The 20587-nt window shown below is 44.4% G+C and carries 21 protein-coding genes and 1 riboswitch; of the genes, 14 read left to right on the top strand and 7 right to left on the bottom strand.

What is annotated here, in order from left to right; genetic code table 11:
- Positions 1-57: 57 nt before the first annotated feature.
- The gene (locus M0696_RS16825) at positions 58-984 is read left to right on the top strand and encodes a substrate-binding domain-containing protein (protein ID WP_166848461.1); all 927 of its coding nucleotides are present in this window, start codon (positions 58-60) and stop codon (positions 982-984) included.
- A 26-nt stretch (positions 985-1010) separates the two neighbouring features.
- Here the strand turns inward: M0696_RS16825 and M0696_RS16820 are convergent, their stop codons facing one another.
- Together M0696_RS16820 and M0696_RS16815 are read right to left on the bottom strand one after the other, a co-directional pair.
- Positions 1011-2864 carry an LTA synthase family protein gene (locus M0696_RS16820; protein ID WP_248602193.1) on the bottom strand — a complete coding sequence of 618 codons (1854 nt, stop codon included), beginning with the start codon at positions 2862-2864 and terminating at the stop codon, positions 1011-1013.
- A 99-nt stretch (positions 2865-2963) separates the two neighbouring features.
- Positions 2964-3446 (bottom strand): metal-dependent hydrolase, encoded by a 483-nt coding sequence (locus M0696_RS16815; protein ID WP_222142017.1) that lies wholly within the window; start codon positions 3444-3446, stop codon positions 2964-2966.
- Between the two features lie 168 nt (positions 3447-3614).
- Here M0696_RS16815 and sspJ point away from each other — a divergent pair, with 168 nt between their 5' ends.
- Together sspJ and M0696_RS16805 are read left to right on the top strand one after the other, a co-directional pair.
- Complete coding sequence (gene sspJ / locus M0696_RS16810) at positions 3615-3755, top strand: small acid-soluble spore protein SspJ (protein ID WP_003221612.1); 141 nt, start codon at positions 3615-3617, stop codon at positions 3753-3755.
- A gap of 116 nt (positions 3756-3871) precedes the next feature.
- Positions 3872-4051: riboswitch (Lysine riboswitch) on the top strand.
- 103 nt (positions 4052-4154) lie between these two features.
- Entirely contained in the window at positions 4155-5564 is a 1410-nt protein-coding gene (locus M0696_RS16805; protein ID WP_248602192.1) for an amino acid permease, read from the top strand.
- 362 nt (positions 5565-5926) lie between these two features.
- Here the strand turns inward: M0696_RS16805 and M0696_RS16800 are convergent, their stop codons facing one another.
- A complete protein-coding gene (locus M0696_RS16800) occupies positions 5927-6874 on the bottom strand; it encodes an iron-hydroxamate ABC transporter substrate-binding protein (protein WP_222142015.1) in 948 nt (315 codons plus the stop codon).
- A gap of 51 nt (positions 6875-6925) precedes the next feature.
- Here M0696_RS16800 and M0696_RS16795 point away from each other — a divergent pair, with 51 nt between their 5' ends.
- The 6 genes from M0696_RS16795 to M0696_RS16770 all read left to right on the top strand — a co-directional run bounded on the left by M0696_RS16795 (position 6926) and on the right by M0696_RS16770 (position 13220).
- Positions 6926-8125: a FecCD family ABC transporter permease gene (locus M0696_RS16795; RefSeq protein ID WP_396021407.1), complete on the top strand. Its 1200-nt coding sequence runs from the start codon at positions 6926-6928 to the stop codon at positions 8123-8125.
- Positions 8125-9135, top strand: coding sequence for a FecCD family ABC transporter permease (locus M0696_RS16790; RefSeq protein WP_222142013.1), 1011 nt, complete (start codon positions 8125-8127; stop codon positions 9133-9135). The genes M0696_RS16795 and M0696_RS16790 overlap by 1 nt, the downstream gene beginning before the upstream one ends.
- Positions 9136-9150: 15 nt before the next feature.
- Complete coding sequence (locus tag M0696_RS16785) at positions 9151-9960, top strand: ABC transporter ATP-binding protein (protein ID WP_166848485.1); 810 nt, start codon at positions 9151-9153, stop codon at positions 9958-9960.
- 171 nt (positions 9961-10131) lie between these two features.
- Entirely contained in the window at positions 10132-11325 is a 1194-nt protein-coding gene (locus tag M0696_RS16780) for an efflux RND transporter periplasmic adaptor subunit (RefSeq protein ID WP_166848488.1), read from the top strand.
- A complete protein-coding gene (locus tag M0696_RS16775; protein WP_166848491.1) occupies positions 11309-11998 on the top strand; it encodes an ABC transporter ATP-binding protein in 690 nt (229 codons plus the stop codon). Before M0696_RS16780 ends, M0696_RS16775 begins: the two co-directional genes overlap by 17 nt.
- On the top strand, positions 11991-13220 hold the full coding sequence (locus M0696_RS16770; RefSeq protein ID WP_248602191.1) for an ABC transporter permease: 1230 nt from the start codon (positions 11991-11993) through the stop codon (positions 13218-13220). Before M0696_RS16775 ends, M0696_RS16770 begins: the two co-directional genes overlap by 8 nt.
- Before the next feature lie 33 nt (positions 13221-13253).
- Here M0696_RS16770 and M0696_RS16765 read toward each other — a convergent pair whose 3' ends face one another.
- The 3 genes from M0696_RS16765 to M0696_RS16755 form a co-directional block, all read right to left on the bottom strand.
- Positions 13254-13664 (bottom strand): regulatory YrvL family protein, encoded by a 411-nt coding sequence (locus M0696_RS16765; RefSeq protein WP_248602190.1) that lies wholly within the window; start codon positions 13662-13664, stop codon positions 13254-13256.
- A 60-nt stretch (positions 13665-13724) separates the two neighbouring features.
- Positions 13725-14882 (bottom strand): oxalate decarboxylase, encoded by a 1158-nt coding sequence (oxdC, locus tag M0696_RS16760; RefSeq protein ID WP_222142010.1) that lies wholly within the window; start codon positions 14880-14882, stop codon positions 13725-13727.
- Between the two features lie 120 nt (positions 14883-15002).
- Positions 15003-15158, bottom strand: a complete 156-nt coding sequence (locus tag M0696_RS16755; protein ID WP_003221632.1) for a YvrJ family protein — start codon at positions 15156-15158, stop codon at positions 15003-15005.
- A gap of 203 nt (positions 15159-15361) precedes the next feature.
- Between M0696_RS16755 and sigO the strand changes: the two genes are divergently transcribed.
- From sigO to M0696_RS16730, 5 genes are all read left to right on the top strand, one after another.
- Positions 15362-15898, top strand: coding sequence for an RNA polymerase sigma factor SigO (gene sigO, locus M0696_RS16750; RefSeq protein WP_222142451.1), 537 nt, complete (start codon positions 15362-15364; stop codon positions 15896-15898).
- Positions 15895-16131, top strand: coding sequence for a sigma-O factor regulator RsoA (gene rsoA / locus M0696_RS16745; RefSeq protein ID WP_166848518.1), 237 nt, complete (start codon positions 15895-15897; stop codon positions 16129-16131). The genes sigO and rsoA overlap by 4 nt, the downstream gene beginning before the upstream one ends.
- A 153-nt stretch (positions 16132-16284) precedes the next feature.
- Positions 16285-16998: a two-component system response regulator YvrH gene (gene yvrH / locus M0696_RS16740; RefSeq protein ID WP_166848521.1), complete on the top strand. Its 714-nt coding sequence runs from the start codon at positions 16285-16287 to the stop codon at positions 16996-16998.
- Positions 16995-18737, top strand: coding sequence for a two-component system sensor histidine kinase YvrG (gene yvrG / locus M0696_RS16735; protein ID WP_248602189.1), 1743 nt, complete (start codon positions 16995-16997; stop codon positions 18735-18737). Before yvrH ends, yvrG begins: the two co-directional genes overlap by 4 nt.
- A gap of 68 nt (positions 18738-18805) precedes the next feature.
- Positions 18806-19684 (top strand): SMP-30/gluconolactonase/LRE family protein, encoded by an 879-nt coding sequence (locus M0696_RS16730; RefSeq protein ID WP_166848526.1) that lies wholly within the window; start codon positions 18806-18808, stop codon positions 19682-19684.
- A gap of 35 nt (positions 19685-19719) precedes the next feature.
- Here M0696_RS16730 and M0696_RS16725 read toward each other — a convergent pair whose 3' ends face one another.
- Positions 19720-20511, bottom strand: coding sequence for an SDR family NAD(P)-dependent oxidoreductase (locus tag M0696_RS16725; protein WP_166848529.1), 792 nt, complete (start codon positions 20509-20511; stop codon positions 19720-19722).
- Between the last annotated feature and the right edge of the window lie 76 nt (positions 20512-20587).

Here is a 20587-nt window from a genome sequence, read left to right as displayed (position 1 = left end):
TATGTGGGTTTTTTTACATTCCATCAAAAGGTATAATGAAGTAGGAGAGTGATGAATATGAATGAAACCTCTTCCTATACGATAGAAGAAGTTGCAGGTCTGCTGAAGGTATCAAAGCTGACCGTTTATGATTTGATTAAAAAAGGCATGATCCCTGCTTACCGTGTCGGAAGGCAGATGCGTGTGGACGAAGAAGACCTAAAGCAATATAAGACGAATATGAGAATGTCTCAGCCCATTGCTGCAGCCGAAGTGCCGAAACAGATGCAGGAGGCGGAACCGGATGGCAGACCGAATGTCATGATCAGCGGACAGGACATTTCGATGGATCTTCTCAGCAAGCATTTGGAGAATGCCATTCAGGAGACGCCGCTCCGCAAATATAAAGGAAGCTTAAACAGCCTGATTGATATGTATCAAGGCAAGTGTGACATTGTCAGCCTGCATTTGTACGATGCGGAGACGGGCCAGTATAACGCACCTTATGTAAAACGGATTTTGTCAGGTGAACCGTTTTGTCTGATCAATGTTGTTCTCCGCAAGGCCGGACTGTACGTTCAAAAAGGGAATCCGAAAAACATTCAAGGCTGGGAGGACTTGAAAAGAACCGATATCCGGATCATCAATAGGGAAAAAGGTTCAGGGGCAAGGGTGCTCCTCGATGAACAGCTTGGCTTGCTTGGTATGAATCCGGCTGATGTAAAGGGATACGGTGATATCGTGACCGATCATTACGCTGTTGCTTCACAGGTTTCAAGCGGACAGGCTGACGCGGGAATCGGGGCACAGCACGCGGCACATATGGGCAGTGTTGATTTTATCCCGCTCATCGACGAACAATATGATATCGTCGTTTTGAAAAAACATGATCTGCTGCTGAAGGCCGTAAAGGAGATCTTGGACTCTGAGGAATACAAAGCGAATCTGTCTCATTTAAATGGATATCAAACTAAGCTGACCGGTAAAGTGATGTTTGAAACGTAAAAAATCCCTCTGTAAAGAGGGATTTTTTATTCATAAAAACGGAGCAGGTCACCGTTTAAGATTTTATCAGAGAAAGACAGCTCTTCGTTAGCTTTCTCCTTATAAGGGAGGCACGCATTTTGATCTTCCAGCACTTCACCTGTTTTTTGGCTGTAGCACGTGTTTTTCGTGTATACATAATCGTTCGTAATAAAGCTGCCGTTTCGTAGAACGGCAAATGGGGTGCGGTCGCTGGACAGCAAATCATTGCCGAATTGAATATCGCCTTTTGTCTCAATGCCAAGCAGATGCATCAGTGTCGGCCTGACGTCAACCTGCCCTCCGGCATCAGAGATGGTTTCCGGCTTTTGATCGGTGATTCCCGGGATATGTATGATAAACGGCACCCGCTGAAGCTGAACGTTGTCATATGGCGTGATTTCATTTTTTCCTAAAAACTCAGCCATCGCATCGTTATGGGCTTCTGAAATCCCGTAATGATCTCCCATAAATACGATCATCGAATTTTCGTATAAGCCTTCGTTCTTCAGTTTTTTGATAAAATGCTTTAATGCCTCATCTTCATAGCGCACCGTTGTCACATAACGGTTTAACAGGTCACTGCTTGAATCGAACTCATCTATCAGCTGATCCTCTTCATCAATCTCAAACGGAAAATGATTCGTTAACGTGATGAAACTGCTGTAGAACGGCTGCGGCAGGCTTTTCAGCTTTCCGGCTGACTGCTCTAAAAATTCCTTATCCTTTAAGCCCCAGCTTGTCGATGTCCCGGGAGTGACATGGAAATCATCAACATCAAAAAAACGGTCAATCCCAAATGTATCGTACATCACATCCCTGTTCCAAAATGTTTTATGGTTGGCGTGAAAGATGGCTGAATAATAATCATGCTGTTTCAGCGATTTGTACATCGTATGAAATTGATGGTCGCTTTTCGTGAAAAAGACAGCCCCGCTTAGGGAAGGATACAGCGAGTTAGCGACAATGAATTCTGAATCAGAAGTTTTGCCTTGTTCGGTTTGCTGATAGAAATGATCAAAGTAATAGCTTTTTTTGATGAAATCATTCATAAATGGGGTAATTTCCTTTCCATTTACCTTTTCATTCAAAACAAAGCTTTGGGTCGATTCAAGTGTCACAAAGATGACGTTGCGCCCCTTTGCCAGACCGAATTTGCTTTGATCAGGCTTGCTGTAATCAGCCTCTGTGTAGTTTTTAATCCCAGTCATGCTGTCTTCATCCGCAAATGCTTTCGCGCTTATATTAACAGTCTGAGAAATCGTATCGTAGATATGGAATTGAAACAGGCCAATGCTTTTGACGAGCATTTCCCGGTCAAAGGAATGTGCCAAAAGCTTCGGCTGCTGTACTTCTGCAAGTGCCAGGGTACATAAAATCATGCCGCAGGAAGCTGCATAGTACCGTTTGATCGTGCGGGGTGCGGCTTTTGTCTGCGGGTGTTTTTCTTTTCGGGCAAGCAGCAGCAGAAAAACCAAATCCGCAAACAGAGCGATAAACAGAGGATTGAACAGTTCTTTTACACTGCTGCCCATATCGCTCATATTACTGGCCTGAAACAAAACCGGGATGGTAATAAAATCAATATAAAAGCCATAAAAAATCGTATTGGAAATCAAGATTACAGTCAGAACCAAATTAGCAATCAGCAAAAAGACCCGCTGCTTGTTTTCTTTCAGAAGCAGGCCGATCCCGAATAAAGGAAGGATAAAGCTGAGCGGATTGATCAGCAACATCAGCTCTTCCAACAAAGAATCGATCTGTAAATCAAAGCCGAGTTTATAGATCGCATACGTTTTGATCCACATGAATACGATCGAAATACATAAAAACCGCTGATTGTAAAAAAAGGTTCCTTTCATTAATATGGCTCCTCACGTTTTCTTGATCATCTGCATGTAATGCTTCTTATGTAAAACCTACTAAAAACAGCCCGTTCAGACAAGTGTCAGCTCTCACGTTTAAAACATGCGTCCATGAAACAGCATATAAAAGTAGTAACAAGAAGCAATTGTCAGGCCGGCTAACACTAGCTGCTCGGAAAAACTGCCTGTCTTCATATATAGTGGGAGCCGCACGCGGATCGTTGAAGGGAATAATAATTTGATTCCGTTCACCGTCCAAGCGTCAAGAATCAAGTGGCTCGCCATCCCGATCATCAGCCCGGTTGATATGTTTTTATCTGGAATATATGTGGCTGTGATAAAAAACATGATGAGCAGAAACAGCAGGCTGTGCGTAAAGGTTCGGTGGCCAAAAACGGAGCTGACCACTTTCGATAAAATAGGAAGTCTTCTCCCGATTTTGCTTTGTGTGTGGCAGATATCGGGTATCAATGCCCCAACCGCGCCTGACGCAGCCATAAGCACTGGATCAAATCCATAATAATAAGCCGCTGCCGTACAAGAAGCGATGCCTCCCATGATGTGTGTTTTTCCTGTCATTTCCCGCTTCTCCTTTTATCTTTTGCAAAAAATCTCTGAATTACAAATATATCAAGAGAATGTATGTTTGATCAACAGGACTTTGGACGATAAAAAATTTCTCGCATAATTTTTCAAGGAAAAAGGCATCTTAAACATGTACCTATTTTCTATAAAGAGGTGATACGAATGGGTTTCTTTAATAAAGATAAAGGAAAACGTTCTGAAAAAGAAAAAAACGTAATCCAGGGAGCTCTTGAAGATGCCGGTTCAGCTCTAAAAGATGATCCGCTTCAAGAAGCTGTGCAAAAAAAGAAAAATAACCGATAACCACATGCGGATAGGGCTTGGCTCTATCCGTATTTTCCATCTGTTCCCTTTGACAGATCATTCTTTCTTTGATAACCTTCTGGGAGTAACTAAATAATTAAATCCTCACTCTTTCTCAGTGAGGTAGAGGTTGCGCGGATGATGAGTAACACATGCCAGGCTGACAGGAGCTGTTAAACATGTGTAAAAGGCATCAGCGCCGAAGTGTGGAGAAAGCCGATCCTTCTCTATGCTGGGACTGTATCTGAATAAGTGCAGGACTGCCGCGTGCTTTTTCGCGGAGGGCTATCCGGAGATCAAGGGTGTGTGTTTCTTTAAGCATGGACTTTTGTTCAGGCTTTTTTTGCGTTTACATGATCTCGGGGTCTGGTCCGTACAAAGAATCATGGAGGTACTGGAATGGAACAGACGAAAAAATGGGGTTTTTGGTTATTAACGGCGTTTGTCGTTGGAAATATGGTTGGATCAGGAATTTTCTCCTTACCGAGCTCGCTTGCTTCAATCGCGAGTCCGTTTGGCGCCACGTCCGCCTGGCTTTTGACAGGTGGCGGCGTGCTGATGATTGCACTTGTCTTCGGGCATTTGTCCATTCGTAAGCCTGAGCTGACAGCGGGACCGCAAAGTTATGCAAGAGCGCTGTTCTCTGATCCGAAGAAAGGGAACGCTGCCGGTTTCACAATGGTGTGGGGCTATTGGGTGGCGAGCTGGATCAGTAACGTGGCGATCATTACAAGTCTCGCCGGTTACTTGACTTCGTTCTTCCCGATCTTAGTTGATAAACGTGAAATGTTTTCGATCGGCGGGCAAGTGGTGACACTCGGCCAATTGCTGACGTTTGCTGTATGTACGATCTTGTTATGGGGAACGCACACGATTCTTGTTGCAAGCATTAACGGTGCAAGTAAATTGAACTTTGTTACAACGCTTTCTAAAGTATTAGGGTTTGTCTTCTTTATCGTTGCCGGATTATTTGTGTTTCAAACGACATTATTCGATCATTTTTATTTCCCGGTTCAAGGAGAAAACGGCACAAGCATTGGAATTGGAGGACAGGTTCATAACGCGGCGATTTCTACACTGTGGGCGTTTGTCGGAATTGAATCAGCGGTTATCCTGTCCGGCCGTGCGCGCTCTCAGCGTGATGTGAAACGTGCAACAATTACCGGCTTGCTGATTGCCTTGAGCATTTATATTATTGTGACGTTAATTACGATGGGTGTTCTGCCGCATGATAAGCTTGTCGGCTCTGAAAAACCGTTCGTTGATGTACTGTATGCAATTGTCGGAAACGCGGGAAGCGTGATTATGGCACTTTTGGCTATCCTTTGTTTATTCGGAACGATGCTTGGCTGGATTTTGCTTGGCTCTGAGGTTCCATACCAAGCCGCTAAAGCAGGAGATTTCCCGGCATTCTTTGCAAAAACGAATAAAAAGGGAAGTCCGATTATAGCACTCATTATTACAAACGTTATGTCACAGGTCTTCATCTTCTCGGTTATTTCCCGGACAATAAGTGACGCATTTACGTTTTTAACGACAGCGGCAACGCTTGCGTATTTAATTCCGTATTTGGTATCAGCGATTTACAGCTTGAAGCTTGTCATCAAAGGTGAAACATACGACCAGCTGAAAGGCTCCCGTGTAAGAGACGGATTGATCGCGATACTGGCGTGTGCATACTCCGTGTTTGTTATTGTAACAGGCACAGCAGATTTAACGACATTTATTCTCGGCATCGGTTTATTCTTTGTCGGCTTGATTGTTTATCCATTTGTGGTTAAAAAGTTTCAGAAAGAAAAACAAGCATAAACAAAAGACACCTGATTTGCTTCTCAGGTGTCTTTTTTTATCGAATGACAATTTCTCCTGTTAGGAATCCAATCGTTAAAATAGCTGACAGGAAAGCTGAAATAGAGAGAAAAACCTTTGCGGATAATCGCATAGGCAAAAACCGTTTTTTCAGTCTCTCCAGCAAATCAAACAGAATGAGCACTAAGAAAAATACCAAGAGCACATGAGAAAAAGGTTTTCCGATATAGAGCCTGTTAAAAAACTGATCGCGATGATGATACAGCTTAAGATGAATTGAGTAAGAAAATATCCCATGTGGTCAAAATGAGCCGGTCCCTTTATTGAATGGAAAAAGAGCCGCAGGTAGGCGGCTCTTTTGTTTATTTTGTTAAGCTTTCTGTAATAAACTTCAGTTGGCCCTCTAATGAAATCGGGTCTGTGAAATAGAAGCCAATCGGGTCAATCTTATAGACATGGCCATTCTTAACGGCGTTAAGGTTCTTCCAAATGGAGCTCTCAAATACGCCACCATCGTCACCGCCTGATTGCCATGGGCCTGCGAAAATATAATCTCCAGCGAAGTCAGGGAGCTTCTCTAACGAAATACTTGTATATCCAGGGCCTTGGTCAATGGATTTTTCTTTAGTCAGCTTTGTAGCCTGCAGGCCGAGGTCTTTGTAAATGATGCTCCCGCCCCTACCGAAATCTTTACCGAATACGTAAATGTCTTTTCCGTTCGTTTGCATAATGGAAATTGTTTTGTCACCGACGGCTTTTTTGATTTTTGTTTTAGCTGCCGCCACTTTTTTATCCCACTCAGCCAGCCATTTTTCTGCTTTGTCTTCAGTTCCCGTCATTTTCGCGAATTCTTTCAGCTGTTCGATGTTATCGAGTTTATCATATTTAACTGCGACAGTCGGCGCGATTTTTTCAAGCTTTTTAATATCAGCGCCTTGTGTTGTCCAGACGATAATCAGGTCAGGATTCAAATCAATGACTTTTTCAACGGAAGTGCCGTCTCCGATGTTTGTAACACCATCGGTTTTTCCTTTGTAGTAAGGGTTTTTAAATACATTCTCAGGCGCACCGACGACGTTGATGCCCAGTGTTTTGAAGTATCCGTAGTAGCCGTCAGCCATGACAACCACCCGTTTAGGATGTTTAGGAATTTTCACATTTCCGTTTTCAGCCTTGTATGTAATGGTTTCATCGTCTTTTGAATCAGAGGAAGAGCCTTTGCTTTCTGAGTTATTTCCGCAGGCTGCAAGCGCTGCAATCAATAGCAGGGCAAAGAATGCGGCTCCGAATTTCTTGTATATATGGGTCATATCTCATACCTTCTTTCTGGAAAATAGATGATAAAGAGAATCATTATCAATGTGATTATACCATCGCAAGAGCCTGTTGACACGATATTTTTGCAATTATATTCTCATTTTTGTTTAAAACGCTCTATTAAATCAGCGGAAAAAAGTGATATACTGGAACAGCAATTGATAATCATTATCAGTATCGGAAAGGAAGTACGGCTGTTGAGTCAAAAGAAAAATAGACAGAGCACATCAGAAGAAATCCAATGGACGTCAAGGTCTTATGGCGCGGTCATTGTCCTTATTGCAGGGATATGCTTACTATGCCTTGGCGCGCTTTTATCCATATCCCTCGGTGCAGCGGATATTCATTTGCGCACTGTGTGGGACGCCATCTTTCATTTTCAGCCGACAGAGACGTCCCACCAAATTATACACGATCTTCGGCTGCCGAGAACGGCTGCTGCCGCACTTGTCGGCGCATTGTTAGCAGTGTCGGGAGCGATCATGCAGGGGATGACGAGAAACCCTTTGGCAGAGCCTTCGATTATGGGCGTTACATCGGGCTCCGCGTTTGCCGTTTCGATTGCATTTGCCTTTTTTCCCGGACTTTCTGCTATGGGGCTTGTGCTATGGTCCTTTGCCGGAGCGGGTCTGGGGGCATCGACGGTAATGGGCATTGGCATGTTTTCAAGGGGCGGGCTTACGCCTGTAAAACTTGCTCTCGCAGGAACGGCTGTTACCTATTTCTTTACGGGCATTTCAACCGCTATTGCAATCCGTTTTGATGTCGCTCAGGATATCAGTTTTTGGTACGCAGGCGGAGTAGCGGGCGTGAAATGGTCAGGGGTCCAGCTTTTGCTTCTCGCAGGGGCCGTTGGTTTAACGCTGGCGTTGATCATCGCCCGGTCAGTGACAGTGTTAAGTCTCGGTGACGAGCTGGCGAAAGGGCTTGGACAATATACATCAGCGGTGAAACTGGTTGGCATGCTTGTCGTTGTGATTTTGACGGGAGCTGCGGTTTCCATAGCCGGCACCATCGCATTTATCGGGTTGATCATTCCGCATATTACCCGTTTTTTGGTCGGTGTGGACTATCGGTGGATTATTCCTTGCTCGGCGGTACTCGGCGCTGTTTTGCTTGTGTTTGCTGATATTGCGGCAAGACTCGTAAACGCGCCCTTTGAAACGCCTGTAGGCGCGCTGACTTCTCTCATCGGCGTTCCCTTTTTCTTTTATTTGGCACGCCGTGAAAGGAGAGGGCTGTAATGAAAACAAAAACAAAAAAACCGCTCTTTGTGATGGCTGTGACCTTGCTGCTCATCGTGCTGGTCTTTTTTATCAGTCTGAATTTGGGCGTCATCAAAATTGCACCGCTTAAAACGCTTCAGGTCTTCTTCGGCCAAGGAACGGCGCGTGATGAGCTTGTTTTATTTGAGTTCAGGCTGCCCCGGATCATCCTTTCCTTGCTCGTTGGCGCAGGAATCGCTGTTGCTGGAGCCATTTTGCAAAGCGTATCTCAAAATGATCTGGCTGAGCCCGGTATTCTCGGAATTAATGCCGGTGGTTCTCTTGCTGTTGTTCTTTTTATTTACTTTTTTCAAGGATCAGCTTCAGACCTCAGCTTTTTCGGTACATTTATGCTGCCGTTCAGTGCTTTGGCGGGTGCAATTTTAGCCGCGTTTCTCATTTATCTTCTGGCTTGGAAAAAAGGTGTGACCCCGATTCGGCTGATTTTAGTCGGCATTGGTGTGAATGCTGGATTTAACGCCCTGTTGCTGATTTTTCAGCTCAAGATGGATCCTCATGATTTTATGCAAGCAGCGGTTTGGATATCCGGCTCGATATGGGGGGCGAACTGGAATATGATCTGGGCGATTCTCCCTTGGATCGTGATCCTGCTTCCGTTTACTTTATATAAGGCACGTTATTTGAACATTTTACAGCTCGGAGACCAATTAGCGAGCGGGCTGGGCACTGCTGTTGAAAGGGAAAGACGAATTCTCCTTCTGGCAGCGGTCACACTTGCCGCTTCATGCGTGGCAGCTGCAGGGGGCATCGCATTTCTCGGATTGATCGCGCCCCACGTGGCAAGAAGGCTTACCGGTCCCCGTCACCAGACACTGATACCGGTCTCGGCCTTTATTGGCGCATTTCTGTTTTTGCTCGCTGATACGCTGGCGAGAAATGTATTGGCACCGTCAGAAATTCCGGTCGGACTTGTCATTTCCGTGTTAGGTGCGCCTTACTTTATTTATTTATTGATGAAAGCGAATTAGAGGAGGGGGGCAACTATGAATTCATTATCAACAGATCAGCTTGGAATCGGTTATGGCGACAGGGTGATTGTAGAAGATTTAAATATCTCGATTCCTAAAGGGAAAATTACCACCTTAATTGGCCCGAACGGCTGCGGGAAATCAACGATATTAAAAACAATGTCCAGAATTATGCGTTCACATGCAGGTGCTGTCTATTTAAATGGTAAAGCGATTCATAAAATGTCTACAAAGGACATTGCGAAAGATATGGCGATTCTGCCGCAGACACCGGAAGCGCCGAGCGGTTTAACGGTGTACGAATTGGTATCGTACGGCAGGTTTCCGCATCAATCAGGATTCGGCAGATTACATGATGAAGACCGCCGGATCATCAAATGGGCGCTTGAAGAAACAGGCATGGCTGAATTTGCTGAACGGCCGATTGAGGCGCTGTCAGGCGGACAGCGTCAGCGCGTGTGGATTGCCATGGCGCTTGCACAAGGGACGGAGCTGCTGCTGCTGGATGAACCTACAACGTATCTTGATCTCGCACACCAGCTTGAAATTCTTCAGCTGCTTGACAGACTCAACAAAGAGCAGGGGCGGACGATTTTAATGGTCATTCATGATCTGAACCACGCAGCCCGTTTTTCTCATTTTATGATCGCGCTCAAAAAAGGCACGGTCATCAAGGAAGGCACCGCACTGGAGGTCATGACACCGGACATTTTGAAGCAGGTATTTCAAATTGATGCCGAGATCGTGACAGATCCCCGTACAAATAAACCTGTATGCTTGACCTATGACCTGATTAAAAATGAAAAAGCACTCGTTTCTGTGTAAGAAAAATCCCGGTTCAGAGCCGGGATTTTTTATTTTTGGCTGTGAAAATATAATTTTTCTATTTGAATCAACCATTTCAATAAAAAGATTGCAAGTCTTTTTGAATTAATAGATAATATTGGTTAGAATGTTTCGGAAATATTACATTGTTTACAGAAAGAGGAGATCGTTGTGTCCAAGAAGAAAAAATGGCTTATTGGCGGCGCGATATGTGCCGGTGTGCTTGTATTGGCTGGGATCGGTGCCGGCGGTTTTTACTTTTTTACTCACATGAACCAAATTGCTGTATCATCGGAGCCCTACGCTGAATCGGTAGCAGTATACATGGGAGGAGAATCAGAATCAGGCCAAACGTTTTCTGGAAAGGTTGAACCTGAGAAACAGCAGAAAGTATACATAGATTCAGAAAAAGGCAGCATTAAAAAAACATACGTCAAAGAAGGCGATCAGGTCAAAAAGGGCGATAAGCTTTTTGAGTATGAGGGCGAGGATCATTCTGACGAAGTTGAGCAAGCCAATTTGCAAATCGAAATGACCAACCTGCAAATCAGCCGTTTGCAAAAATCAATAACGGAAACGGAAAAACAGCTGAAATCGGCAGGAAAAGAAGAGAAATCCCAGCTTCAAGATGAGCTTGATCAGGCTAATTTCGATTTGAAAACAAGCCAGCTTGAGCTGAAGCAGCACCAAAAAGAGCTGGCTGCCTTGACGAAAAACAAAGGGTCTAATGTCATTACAAGCAAGCATGACGGGATCGTTCAAAGCGTCAATCAGGATATCGCTGATGGAGCAACAGGTGACCAGGCAACAGGTCCGTATATCCAAATTGTTTCGACGGGCAAATATCTAGTCAAAAGCCAAATCAATGAGCTGTTAATGGACACAATCAAAAAAGGCAGCAAAGTCAGAGTCACGCTGAAAACAGGCGGTGAAGGCGAGTGGAAAGGAAAGGTCACCTCGATTGGCAAGCTTCCAGCAGGAGCAGGCGAGGGGGAGGAATCAGAAAGTTTTGCTGAGGAAGAAATGAATCCTCAATCCTCTAACTATCCTTTCACAATTTTATTAGACAGCCATAAAGGTCTCGAAGTCGGTTATCATGTCAACATCGAAGTGGTGAGTGATGAGGCTGACGCGGACACAATTAAGCTGCCGTCTGACATGGTCATCCAGGATGACGGCGAACCGTACGTGTGGAAAGCGGATGAGAAGCAGAAAGCGGTCCAGCAGCCTGTAGAAATCGGGGAAACTGATGAAAATGACATGGTGGAAATTAAGAGCGGCCTGACGCCGGAAGATTATGTGATCTATCCTGACCCCGCGGTCAAGGAAGGAAAGCAGGTTACAGTCAATGCTGACACTGAATAATATTTCGAAATCGTACAAGCTGGGAAAAGAAGAAGTTCCAATCTTGAAACATATTAATCTGACTGTTCAGGCTGGTGAGTTTCTGGCGATTATGGGGCCTTCAGGTTCTGGGAAGTCAACGTTAATGAATATCATCGGCTGTTTGGACAGGCCAACCTCTGGAACCTATACCCTCGACCAGATAGATATATTGAAGGGAAAAGACGGGGCTTTAGCTGAAATCCGCAACGAATCAATCGGGTTTGTGTTTCAAACCTTTCATCTGTTGCCGCGTCTCACCGCGCTGCAAAATGTCGAGCTGCCTATGATCTATAATAAAGTGAAGAAAAAAGAAAGAAGGCAAAGAGCCTATGAAGCGCTTGAAAAAGTCGGTTTAAAAGACAGAGTCTCCTACAAGCCTCCGAAGCTGTCCGGCGGGCAAAAGCAGCGGGTGGCGATAGCGAGGGCCCTTGTCAATCAGCCGAGGTTTATTTTGGCTGACGAACCGACCGGGGCTCTTGATACCAAATCAAGCGAACAAATTTTGTCTCTGTTTTCTGAACTGCATCAGGAAGGCAAGACAATTATTATGATTACCCATGACCCGGACGTCGCCAAAAAAGCTGACAGAACGGTTTTTATCAGGGATGGAGAATTGGTATTAGATGAGAGAGGGGAGATCAGCCATGCTTGAACATATTCGGATCTCCTTTCAATCCATATTCTCTCATAAATTAAGATCCATACTGACAATGCTCGGTGTCATTATCGGCATAGCGGCAATCATCGCGATTGTTTCGATGCTGAAAGGACAAAGCGAACAATTAAAGCAGAGCATGATTGGCATGGGAAATAACGCGATCAATGTTGTCTACCAGCCGTCGGGCGGAGAAGAGGAGGGCGGAGGCTACCAGGTTTCGTATACGTCCGCGCCGCCTGTGGCCGAGGAAACAGTAAAGACGATCAAATCTGATTCTATAGTCAAAGGATTATCCTTATATTACTTGTCTGAAGGCACGAGCGTTTTTCATTTAACAAACGTCTCGTACCCACAAGTGTACGGAATAGACGGTGATTACTTCGATATGTTTCCAATCCGTATAACCGAAGGGAGAAAGCTGACGGAAAACGAATTAAACAGCACACACCAAGTAGTGATGATCAATGAAGCTGCTAGAGATGAACTGTTTCCAGATGGAGACGCTCTGCATAAAAACATTGAGATGAATGGTGTGCCGTTTAAGGTTGCAGGTGTTTTTAAAGAAAAAGATCAGCAGGAAAGCATGTTTGAAGGCGACTACGCGAACCCGGTTTTGTACGTGCCAAAAAAAGTGTGGCCGCTCATTGAAGGCTTTGACGCGCCAACGCAGATTGCGGTGCAGGCCGATTCTTCCGAGCATATCCAAGAAGCCGGTGTAATGGCTGCTGATCTTTTAAATCAGGGACTGTCTGAAGCTGAGTTGGAAAAAGCCGAGTACAGTGTGATGGATCTTCAGGAGATCGCGCAGGAAGTGGAGTCCTTTAATCAGTCATTTGCATTGCTGCTTGGCGGAATCGCCAGTATTTCACTTTTGGTAGGCGGTATTGGCGTCATGAACATTATGCTCGTTTCCGTCACGGAGCGCACGAGGGAAATCGGGATTAAGAAAGCGCTTGGCGCTAAGCGGCGTGTGATTTTATTTCAGTTTTTAACCGAAGCTGTCGTGCTGACAAGCATTGGCGGAATAATCGGTGTGCTGGCGGGCTTCGGCATCGCTAAGCTGCTGACGGTCGTTTTTCCGATGCCTTTTATCGTCTCCGTTCCGGCTGTTGTCGGAGCACTTATCTTTTCTATGGCAGTCGGCATTATTTTCGGCTTGCTTCCGTCCATCAAGGCATCGAAGCTTCAGCCTGTAGACGCACTTCGCTATGAATAAAAAGAACGCATTCATTTGGAATGCGTTCTTTTTTTAGCTGGGAAGTGCCGAATTGCATTTGTCTAAAATCAGAAAAACGGCTGCAACGATCATTTCTTCTGTGGTAGACAGCCAGATGTCGCTGATCATTTCGTCTGTTGTATGAGCAGTCATCCACAAAAACAGCAGCTGTACGATGCCAGCAAGGAGAATGAATAAGCGTTTGTCTGTCTTGAAAAATGTAAAACTATGTATCATCAGGCGTTCAAATGGTTCTAAGAATAGCCCAAGAACTAGAAATAACACGGCAAAAAGCAGGACATGAGCTACTGAACGGTAGCTTGTTCCTGCTAAAGAAAACAATATAAACATGACGGCAAAATAGGTCAACACCACTGCTGTCGCGGCCAGCAAGTACTTTATAAAGAGCCGCAATAAGCGATTTGAAGAAATTTGATGTTTCACTGGTACATCTCCTTATAAAGGCTTGCAGAGAACGAGTGCTCTCTGCAAGCTGGTAGTTTTTTATTTACTGCATTTTTTTTTCACAACCGGATGCTTTTCTTTCGAAAGAATATCAGTAAAGTCTTTTCCTAAATCAAGATGCTGTTGAACTAATGTTTCAGGAAGCATTGCAAGCCATTGGTTTAAAGATACATCGGCATAATGATCGTCTTTGAAGATTTCTAAAAAGACAAGCGGTTCATCCCCGATGTTTTCAACGTAATGACCCATTGCAAATGGCACATATCCGACATCACCGGCTTGGTAGTTAAACGTTCGAGCATGGCCGTCAGATGCAAAAACAGTCATTTTTGCTTTGCCGGAGATGTAGTATTGCCATTCGTGAGTATTCGGATGCCAATGCAGCTCTCTCATGGCGCCGGGTTCCACTGTTACGAGCGCAGATGCAATCGTTTTAGACACTTTGAAGTTTGTAGAATCTGCAATATATACTTTTCCTCCCTCTGATTCAATTGGCTCCTGTTCAAGAAGGCGGTAAGTAAACGGATAAGGCGCTTCGCCGTTCGGCCCTTCTACAATGTCATCTTTTAAACATCCTGGGACTGGTTCTTCAAATATATATTTCTCTTCCCCTGGCAAATTGGCAATATCCTCTTGTGTCACGCCAAAGTTCGCAGCAATGACTTCCTTAGGAGTATGAGCAAGCCAGTCTGTCAGCTGGAACGTGCTGTTTTCAGAGAATGAGCCATCGTCAAACACGAGCAGGAACTCGGCTCCTTCATCCAGTGCTTGAATGGAGTGCGGCAGGCCTGACGGGAAGTACCAAAGATCTCCTTCGCCTACATCATCAATAAAGCTGCGCCCTTTTTCATCCACAATTGTGACTCTTGCACTTCCGTAAATCATATAAGCCCATTCTGCTTCTTTATGCCAATGCAGTTCGCGAATGGCACCTGGCTTCAGCCGCATATTTACGGATGCGAGGTTTTCTGAAATCGGCAGCTCCCGTACAGTGACTTCACGGGCATATCCGCCTTTTTCTAAGCGGTTATGAGTATCAGAGAACGAAAACTTCATATTGCTTACGGTACCATTATCAGTCTCCGGCGGAACAAGCATATCCGGATTTTGTCGGTCTCTTTCAATATTGCGTGGGATTTTTACTGTTGCTCCTTCGTCTCCTCTAATTGGCTGTGGGATGTCATTTTGTTTTTTCATGAAATGTTTCCTCCTTAAAATGTAAATGTGATAGCAGAAAGAGAAGGTGAAAGGCCTCTCGTTTTCCCTTCTGTCTTGTTAAGTGAAAAAAGCCAGTGAAAAGTCAACTTCGATTGAAAATTAATTTTTTGCTTTCTGATCTTTCAGTTCTGTCATCAATTCGATAAGCTGATCAAACTTTTTTTCAAATCGGGTCAGCAGGTACATTGCAATTAACGCAGGAAACCCCAGATTGCCGATTTGTTTCACGACTTCCTCTATAAAAACCTGATCCATAGGAAAATACCTCCCTTCTTTTTTTGCAGTCATGTATGTAAGTGAAGGAAATCCAAGAAAACGTAAACTGCGGCTGGAGTATTTAAGGCAAGCGCTAGTCAGAAAGTAGTAGTTTACTTTTTTTTGCTTTCCTTCATTTAATTTAGTAGGGAGGCGGTTTGATGGACTATCAAGGTCTTTTACGGTCAAAATGTAAGGAGATAATGAAGCATCCCATCGTGAAGCATTTTTTGAGCAATCCTCACCATTACCGTTTGTTCAAAAACGTAATGGAAAGCCCGAACGAAAAAGATGCAAAATCATTGGACGAGCAATTTAAGCAATTTTATAAGGAAATCCGCATCGTCAAGTATATGAATTCAATGATTCGGATCTTTTCTATTGATTTTGATAAGCGGGTTCGCAAAAACCAAAAACGGTATCCGCTGACGGTAGACCACCCGGAAGCAGGAGAACGACTTCCTTCCGAAACTGGAAGCGATGCGTTTGAAGCATTTTTAGATATGCAGGATGATTTGAGCCAGCATGTTCAGGATTATCAGCTCTACCAAGCGATCCAGAAGCTGACTGACAAACAAAAAAGCGTGCTGACGAAAGTCTATCTTCACGGTGCCACGATGCAAGAGATCGCCGATTCATTAGGGGAGTCCCGGCAAAACATCTCCAACATTCATAAAAAAGGGCTTGAGAATATCAGAAAACAGCTAGCGGCGCAAAAAAAGGGGGAAAGTAAGCTGTGAACGGCCAGTTTGAACAAAAGAACCAAAAAGACGATAAATTTGACATTGAACATCTGATTGAATGCTTTTCACCAATGATCAGAAAAAAGCTCAGCAATACGTCCTATCAAGAAAGAGAAGATTTAGAGCAAGAGCTGAAGATCAAAATGTTTGAAAAGGCTGATATGCTTTTGTGCCAGGACGTTCCGGGGTTTTGGGAGTTTATTTTGTATATGGTAGACGAGAACTCATAACCATTTATCATCTGAAAATACGAAAAACGGGAACTGCCATGTTCCCGTTTTCTATTTGTCTTGCACCGGCAAAACCTTCCTATTCAAAAATGTACCAAAAACAAACGATATAATGATAAGATGAAAAAAACAGTGACAGAAAGGAACATAAAAGTGGAAAATGCGTCAATTTTAATCGTAGACGATGAGAAAGCGATTGTGGATATGATCAAACGCGTTCTCGAAAAAGAGGGTTATCGAAATTTACTGGATGCGGCAAGCGCAGAAGAAGCGATTCCGGTTGTGAAGGCCAATAAGGTTGATTTGATTGTGCTGGATGTCATGATGGGCGGAATGTCCGGTTTTGAAGCCTGCACGCTGATCAGAGAGTATTCAGAGGCTCCGATTTTTTTCCTGACGGCAAGATCGTCCGACGCGGACAAATTGTCGGGCTTTGCGGTCGGGGCTGATGACTATATCACAAAACCATTTAATCCGCTGGAATTAGCGGCGCGCATCAGAGCGCACCTCAAGCGCACATATCAATCGAAGGAAACGAATTCAAATCAAACCTATACATATGATTATTTTACATTCTCTCCGCAAAATGCCGAGCTGATTGTAGGCGGGGAAGCTGTCGCTTGTTCAGCCCAGCTTTTGCAGCTATTGCAGTATTTTTGTGAACACCCCAATGTGGTGCTTTCCAAAGATCAAATTTATGAAAAAGTTTGGGGGTATCCTTCCTACGGTGACAACAACACCGTTATGGTTCATATCCGCAAGCTCCGGGAAAAAATCGAGCGCGATCCAAGCAATCCGGAGTATATCGTAACCGTTCGCGGTCTCGGATATCGTTTTATTCCAAATCCTGAAGGCAAGCGGTCATGAGGTTAAGATGGAAGTTTTTGTTTCACTTTTTCGGACAGATGCTGATTGTGATCCTGCTGCTCACGGTTATGCTAGTCGCTTCGTTTTTCTATTTAGACGCTCGATTTAGCGATGCGGAATCGAATTCTGGACTGACAAAGGCTACGACCGACACACTTGAAGCATATCTCGATGTAAACGAAGACGGGACATGGGAAGTGGATAATTTTCTGAAGAAATCTGTCGATACACAGCACGGCTGGATGCAAATCATTGATTCGAAAGGGAAAACCGCCTATTCCTACAGCGTTCCGAAAGACGTGCCCGGCACCTATACTAAGAAAGAGCTTTTGTCTATTTATAAAACCAAAAAGCTTAATAACTATAAGCTGAATTATTGGGCCATCAATATTGAAGATAAGTCGTATCTTCTATTGTCCGGCTGGAAATCAAAGAGCGAGCAGCTGCTGACTTCAGTTGAGAAGCGCGAACAAAAGATAGAATCTCTAGCACATTATAAGTCCAGTACCATCGACTATATTAAGCGGGAAAAAGGCGCCATTTACCTATTAGACAGCAATGGAAACATTCTCGATAGCATCAACAGCACAAAAAGTGAAAGAAAAACGATGAACCAGCTGGAGCTGCTCAAATACAGCTCTAAACCTTGGAACTATAAGCGGGAAATCTCCGTTAAAATCCTTAATAAAGACAGATGGATGGTCGCTACGGTGCCGAACCCTGTCTACGTAACCGATCAGGAGTTTAACAAATCGTTTCTGAAGGTTGTGCTAAAGGCGATGTTCCTGATTATGGGTGTTCTGTTCCTGTATATCATTTGGATGACTGTTTGGTATATGTTTCGGTTCGGGCTGCCGATTTTTCACACGATTAAATGGCTGGTTAATCTATCAAAAGGGAAGCTCGAGGAACCGAAAAACCGGAAAGGCCGTCCTGTCAGCAAAAACAAAAAGGGAAAAATCAAACAGCCGTACCGCTTCTTCGGTGAGATTTTTGAATCGATGGATCAGCTGACTGAAACGCTGAGACGGGATAAAAGAAACAGAGAAAAGATCCAGGCAACAAGAGAAGAATGGATTGCCGGTTTATCGCATGACTTAAAAACGCCGCTCAGCAGCATTTACGGCTACAGCATGATGCTTGAGTCGAAGCAGTATGACTGGTCGCCGGAAGAAGTGAAAGAAATGGGACAGGTTGTCAGAGAAAAATCTGAATACATGTCCAAGCTGATTGAAGACTTAAATTTAACGTATCGGCTGAAAAATGATGCTCTTCCAATTGAGAGAAAGCTCACAAGCCTGATCCCGTTTTTTAAAAATGTCATTGAGGATTTCAAGAAAAATCCGTTTTCTGAAGGGTATGATATCTCTTTTGTATCCAAAGAAGAACATATTGAATTTGCACTTGATGAAGCATGGTTCAGACGTATATTAGAAAATCTGCTTGGCAATGCCGTAAAGCACAACGACAAAGGAACAGAAATTCAGGTCATTCTGGAACAAACAAAAAATCATATTTCGTTGAAGGTTAAGGACAACGGGAAAGGAATGGATGACGAAACGATCACCCATTTATTTAACCGCTACTACAGAGGGACGAACACAAAGGATTCATCCGCCGGAACGGGACTTGGGCTTGCCATTGCCAAGGAGCTTGTCCATCTTCATAACGGGACGATTCATGTAAACAGCAGAATGAACATTGGAACGGTCATTACCATCCTTTTCAAAAAACAATAAACATGTGGTTTGGACACCTTTATGCCGGGAATAACAATATATAGACTTAAGCTAAAGAGGTGTAACACATGGACGCAGTATTGGAAGCAGACACTCGGGCAGTGATTGGTGAAGGCCCGTTATGGGACGAAGAAAACGGCCGCTTATATTGGGTGGATATCTTAGGGAGCGAGCTCCACATCTTCGACCCTGAAGAAAAAATTAACCGTTCCGTCAAATTCAAGTCCTTTGTGACCGCGCTGGCGAAATATACAAAGGATAAGCTGATTATGACGATGAAGGACGGATTTTACCTGTATCATCTTCAAGATGACAGCTTGGAAAAGATCAAACAGCCGAAAGATATGGATGAAAGCCTGCGTTTTAATGACGCGAAATGTGACCCGTACGGAAGGCTTTGGGCGGGGACAATGAGCATGGAAGGCGAACAAAAGCAGGGTTCGCTATACCGTTTGGATCCAGACGGCAGACTTATCAAAATGAAAGATCAAGTCTCTACCTCGAACGGTTTGGATTGGGACCGCGAGCGCAATTTGATGTATTACATTGACACGCCGACGCAGGAGATTGTGCGTTACAGCTATAATCCTGAAAGCGGAGATGTTTCAAATCCAGAACCCGTCTATCGTTTTGAGCAATCAGAAGGATTGCCGGACGGCATGACAATCGACCAAAATGGCATGCTGTGGGTGGCGCTGTTTGGCGGCAGCCGTGTGGTTCAGATTGACCCGTTTCAGAAAAAAGAAATCGATTCAATCAGCGTGCCGGCTAAATATGTCACGTGCTGTGCGTTCGGCGGCAGAGACTTAAAAACCCTTTACATCACAACGGCAACTGAAAAAATGACAGAAAAGGAAAGATACGAGCAGCCTCACGCGGGAGGACTGTTTTCAGCAAAGTTGGAAACAGGCGGTTATCAGCCGGTTCCATTCGCTGGAAATGTATAAAAAAACGCATCCGAAACGGATGCGTTTTTTGCATATTAGAGAGAGCGGATAATGCCGCCTTCCACACGCTGTGCCGTGCCGTTGATGGCGGATGCGGCGTCGGATGCGAGGAATACGATCGTGTTGGCGACTTCTTCTGCTGTCGCGTATCGCTGAATAAGAGAAGTCGGCTCATTGACTTTAAAATAGTCTTTAATGAATGTATCTGTATCCTGTCCGGCTGCTTTTGCGGCACCTTCCATGTAGGATGCCACGCCCTCTGTCCAAGTAGGTCCCGGAAGCACTGAGTTTACTGTTACATTCGTGCCTTTCGTCATTTCAGCCATCCCTCTTGAAAGGCTGATCAGCGCCGTTTTTGTCATGGAGTATGGAATCATTGTTGGAAGCGGTTTGATGCCTGCTTCACTTGCGATATTTAAAATGCGGCCGCTGTTTTTGGCAAGCATTTTTGGAAGGAAGTAACGGCTTGTCCGAACCGCGCTCATCACGTTCACTTCAAAATATTGATTCCACTCATCATCTGTCACATCGGCAAAATCCTTTACCTCGAAGAAACCAAGGTTGTTGACAAGGATATCGATATCGCCGATTTCGTTTACTTTTTCAATAAAAGCTGCTGCTTCATCTGTTTTTGACAAATCGGCAGCCGCGCCGTGCACCGTTCCGTATCCAGAAAGCTCTTCAATCGTGCGATCGACAGTCTCCTGTTTGCGTCCGTTGACAATCACTGCCGCTCCCTCTTGCAGAAAGCTTTTTGCCGCGGCTTTCCCGATGCCGGAAGTCGAGCCGGTGATTAAGACGAGTTTGTCTTTTAGCTTTAAATCCATAAGATCATTCCTTTTTATTGATGATGGTATTAAGTATACAAGAACAAAATTAGTGTTTACGAGGATTTTGCTCCCA

This window comes from Bacillus rugosus (assembly GCF_023238245.1).
Taxonomy (GTDB): Bacteria; Bacillota; Bacilli; order Bacillales; family Bacillaceae; genus Bacillus; species Bacillus rugosus.
The sequence above is the reverse complement of the archived record's forward strand: the minus strand, read 5'-3'. Positions and strand labels throughout refer to the sequence as shown.

What these genes read in the sequence shown, in the direction of transcription:
- M0696_RS16770 (WP_248602191.1), top strand. Translation starts at nt 11,991, where the DNA reads ATGCTTGAACATATTCGGATCTCCTTTCAATCCATATTCTCTCATAAA.
- M0696_RS16825 (WP_166848461.1), top strand. Translation starts at nt 58, where the DNA reads ATGAATGAAACCTCTTCCTATACGATAGAAGAAGTTGCAGGTCTGCTG.
- M0696_RS16820 (WP_248602193.1), bottom strand. Translation starts at nt 2,864, where the DNA reads ATGAAAGGAACCTTTTTTTACAATCAGCGGTTTTTATGTATTTCGATC.
- M0696_RS16755 (WP_003221632.1), bottom strand. Translation starts at nt 15,158, where the DNA reads ATGGATCAGGTTTTTATAGAGGAAGTCGTGAAACAAATCGGCAATCTG.
- M0696_RS16815 (WP_222142017.1), bottom strand. Translation starts at nt 3,446, where the DNA reads ATGACAGGAAAAACACACATCATGGGAGGCATCGCTTCTTGTACGGCA.
- sspJ (WP_003221612.1), top strand. Translation starts at nt 3,615, where the DNA reads ATGGGTTTCTTTAATAAAGATAAAGGAAAACGTTCTGAAAAAGAAAAA.
- M0696_RS16790 (WP_222142013.1), top strand. Translation starts at nt 8,125, where the DNA reads ATGAAAACAAAAACAAAAAAACCGCTCTTTGTGATGGCTGTGACCTTG.
- M0696_RS16725 (WP_166848529.1), bottom strand. Translation starts at nt 20,511, where the DNA reads ATGGATTTAAAGCTAAAAGACAAACTCGTCTTAATCACCGGCTCGACT.
- M0696_RS16785 (WP_166848485.1), top strand. Translation starts at nt 9,151, where the DNA reads ATGAATTCATTATCAACAGATCAGCTTGGAATCGGTTATGGCGACAGG.
- M0696_RS16800 (WP_222142015.1), bottom strand. Translation starts at nt 6,874, where the DNA reads ATGACCCATATATACAAGAAATTCGGAGCCGCATTCTTTGCCCTGCTA.
- M0696_RS16805 (WP_248602192.1), top strand. Translation starts at nt 4,155, where the DNA reads ATGGAACAGACGAAAAAATGGGGTTTTTGGTTATTAACGGCGTTTGTC.
- sigO (WP_222142451.1), top strand. Translation starts at nt 15,362, where the DNA reads ATGAAGCATCCCATCGTGAAGCATTTTTTGAGCAATCCTCACCATTAC.
- M0696_RS16775 (WP_166848491.1), top strand. Translation starts at nt 11,309, where the DNA reads ATGCTGACACTGAATAATATTTCGAAATCGTACAAGCTGGGAAAAGAA.
- yvrG (WP_248602189.1), top strand. Translation starts at nt 16,995, where the DNA reads ATGAGGTTAAGATGGAAGTTTTTGTTTCACTTTTTCGGACAGATGCTG.
- oxdC (WP_222142010.1), bottom strand. Translation starts at nt 14,882, where the DNA reads ATGAAAAAACAAAATGACATCCCACAGCCAATTAGAGGAGACGAAGGA.
- M0696_RS16730 (WP_166848526.1), top strand. Translation starts at nt 18,806, where the DNA reads ATGGACGCAGTATTGGAAGCAGACACTCGGGCAGTGATTGGTGAAGGC.